General features: G+C 58.9%; 3 protein-coding genes and 1 pseudogene. All 4 read left to right on the top strand.

Annotated elements, in window-relative coordinates; genetic code table 11:
* Positions 1 to 284, top strand: a pseudogene (locus tag Q0341_RS09815) (ABC transporter substrate-binding protein); the annotation flags it as partial.
* 103 nt (positions 285 to 387) lie between these two features.
* Positions 388 to 963: a TRAP transporter small permease gene (locus Q0341_RS09810; protein ID WP_299512657.1), complete on the top strand. Its 576-nt coding sequence runs from the start codon at positions 388 to 390 to the stop codon at positions 961 to 963.
* A 50-nt stretch (positions 964 to 1,013) separates the two neighbouring features.
* Positions 1,014 to 2,408: a TRAP transporter large permease gene (locus Q0341_RS09805; protein ID WP_299512654.1), complete on the top strand. Its 1,395-nt coding sequence runs from the start codon at positions 1,014 to 1,016 to the stop codon at positions 2,406 to 2,408.
* 9 nt (positions 2,409 to 2,417) lie between these two features.
* Positions 2,418 to 3,274 (top strand): UxaA family hydrolase (locus Q0341_RS09800; protein WP_299512652.1); only part of this gene is annotated, 857 nt, incomplete at its 3' end.

The raw sequence follows: 3,274 nt of genomic DNA, 5'->3' as shown, positions 1-3,274 counted from the left end.
ACATCGTGGACGGCCTGACCACGCAAATTGCCCCCCACGTCTGGAACAAGCTCAGCGATGCCGAGAAAAAAATGTTCACTGAAGTGACACAAGAAGCCGCTGTTCGCGCCTCGGCCAAGATCAAGGCACGCGAATTAGAGTTGGTGAACGAGTTCAAGAAAAAAGGCCTGCAAGTGGTCGAAGTGGACCGCAAGTCTTTCCAAGACGCTGTGCTGAAAAACAAGCCATTGACCGGCATGGGCTTCACGCAGTCTGACTTCGACAAGATTCAGGCCGCCAAGTAAGCCAAGCCCCTTCGCCCCCGTCGGCTGGCGCCACGGGGGTGCAGTTTTCGGGCCGCCCTGAGGGGGGTGCGCCCGAAAGACCGCCACCGTTTGTTGAGGTGCCATGCGCACCCCCAAGGAGCTGACTTTGTCCACGCCGACCCCGAATCCAAGCCCGTCCGAGCCCAAAATCACCCACGCCTTTCACACCGAAGACGAGGACATCGACCTGCGCCCGGTGACGCTGGAAGGCTGGATGTCGCTGGCATTTTTCCTGCTGCTGGGTTTGACGGTTTTTTACCAATTTTTTACCCGCTATGCGCTCAACGATTCGGCCGCATGGACCGAAGAAATTGCCCGCTACCTGCTCATTGCCTGCGTGTTCTTGGCGCTGGGCATTGGGGTCATGAAGCACAGCCATGTACGGGTGGACTTTTTCTACCGCTTTTTACCGCGCAAGATGGGTCGAGGCCTTGCCTTGACAGTCGATGTGCTGTGCACCGCTTACTACGCCCTGTGCACCGTGCTCACGGGTTTGATGATGCAAAAACTGGGCAACTACCAAATGACCATTGTTGACCTGCCCATGAACCTGATTTATGGCGTTTGCCTGGCGGGCTTTGCGCTGGCGGCGGTCCGCTCTGTGCAGGTGACTCTGGCGCACTGGCGCAGTGACTACGCCGGTGTTGACGAGCTTTAAACCCAAGCCATTCATGCCCTTGTTCACTCACCCACTTTCGCAGGCCTGACATGCTCCAATCCCTGTTTCTATTTCTGACCATCGCGGGCGTACCCATCGCCATTGCGATGTCGGGTGCCGCCATCATCTACATCGCGGTCAGTGGCAACTTGCCATCTTTCGTGGTGATCCACCGCATGATCAGCGGCATCGACAGCTTTCCTTTGCTGGCGGTGCCGTTTTTCATTTTGGCAGGCAACTTGATGAACAACGCTGGCATCACCAACCGCATCTTTGAAATCGCCATGGCCCTGGTGGGCTGGCTCAAGGGCGGTTTGGGCCATGTGAACGTGATGGCTTCGATCATTTTTTCGGGCATGAGCGGCACCGCCATCGCCGACGCGGCTGGCCTGGGCACAGTCGAGATCAAAGCGATGAAAGATGCCGGTTATTCGACCGAATTTTCTGTCGGGGTGACTGCTGCCTCGGCCACATTGGGTCCCATCATTCCCCCGAGCTTGCCGATTGTGATCTACGCCATGCTGGCCAATGTGTCAGTGGGTGCGATGTTTTTGGGCGGTATCTTGCCAGGCCTGATGATCGCTGCGTTCATCATGCTCACCGTGAGTTACTTTGCCTGGAAAAACGGCTGGGGCGGTGACGAGCCGTTCAAACTCAGCCGCTTTGGCAAGGGCCTGTTGGAAGTCGGCATTGTGATTGGCTGGCCTGCAATGCTGTGGGTGCTGATCACGCAACTGGACTTTCCGCCCCGCACCACGGTATTTGCTGGCCTCATCCTGTTGTTCGTGGCCGACTGGAAATTCCGCTTTGTGGCGGTGCTGCCCATGATGACACCTGTGCTGCTGATTGGCGGCATGACGGTGGGCCTGTTCACCCCCACCGAGGGCGCGATCGCCGCTTGCATCTGGGCCTTGGTGCTGGGTCTTTTTTGGTACAAAACCCTGTCTTTCAAGCGCACCATCAAGGTCTTGCTAGACACCGTGGAGACCACCAGCGTGGTGATGTTCATCGTGGCGGCGTCGAGCATCTTCAGCTGGATGCTGACGGCTGAAGGCATCACCGCCGACATCGCCAGTTGGATTTTGGGCGTGACCAACGAACCCTGGATTTTCTTGCTCTTGGCCAATGCCTTGATGCTGTTCATCGGTCTGTTTCTGGAGCCGGTCGCAGCCATCACCATCTTGGTGCCGATCTTGCTGCCCGTGGTCACGCAACTGGGCATCGACCCGATCCACTTTGGCTTGGTGATGGTGCTGAACCTGATGATTGGCCTGATCACCCCGCCAGTGGGGCTGGTGCTTTTCATCATGGCGCGCATTGCCGAAATCAGCATCGAGCGCACCATGGTGGCGCTGCTGCCGTGGTTCATTCCTTTGCTGGGCAGCTTGGTGGTCATCACCTATGTGCCGCAGATTGTTTTGTGGCTGCCCAGCCAGTTTTATTGAGGTCTCTCCATGAGCAGTTTCATTCGCCTGCACCCGTCTGACGACGTGGTCATCGCCCGCGCCCAACTCATGAGCGGCAGCACCGTGGACGGCATCGCCGTGCGCGGCCTGATTCCGCCGGGCCACAAAATCGCCACACGCGCCATCGCCGTGGGTGAGCCGGTGCGCCGCTACAACCAGATCATTGGTTTTGCACACCAGCCTATTGCGCCGGGCGAGCATGTGCACACGCACAACCTGAACATGGGTGCCGAAAAAGGCAACTTTGAGCGCGACTACGCCATCGGCCAAGACGTGAAACCCGAATCTGCCCGCAAGCAGGCCAGCTTCATGGGCTACAAGCGCGCAGACGGCCGAGTGGCCACGCGCAACTACATCGGCGTGCTGTCCAGCGTGAACTGCTCAGCCACTGCGGCACGCGCCATTGCCGACCATTTCTCCAAACGCAACAACCCGCAAGCACTGGCCAACTTTCCGAATGTGGACGGCGTGGTGGCGCTCACCCACGGCACCGGCTGCGGCATGGACACCGAAGGCATGGGCATGCAGTTGCTTGAGCGCACGCTGGCCGGTTATGCCACACACACCAACTTCTGGGGTGTGGTGGTGGTGGGCCTAGGCTGCGAGGCCAACCAACTCAGCACCTGGCTGGCGCACAGCAGCTTGCGCGTGGGTGACACGCTCAAGGTCTTCAACATCCAGGACTCGGGCGGCACGCGACTCACGGTCGAAAAAGGGATTGCCTTGATCGAAGAAATGCTGCCCCGCGCCAACGCCACCACGCGCGAACCCTGCAGTGCCGAACACATCACCATCGGTCTGCAGTGCGGGGGCTCGGACGGTTACTCGGGCATCAGCGCAAACCC

This window comes from uncultured Limnohabitans sp., assembly GCF_937889215.1.
Classification (GTDB): domain Bacteria; phylum Pseudomonadota; class Gammaproteobacteria; order Burkholderiales; family Burkholderiaceae_C; genus Limnohabitans_A.
This window is presented reverse-complemented; position numbering and strand designations above follow the sequence as displayed.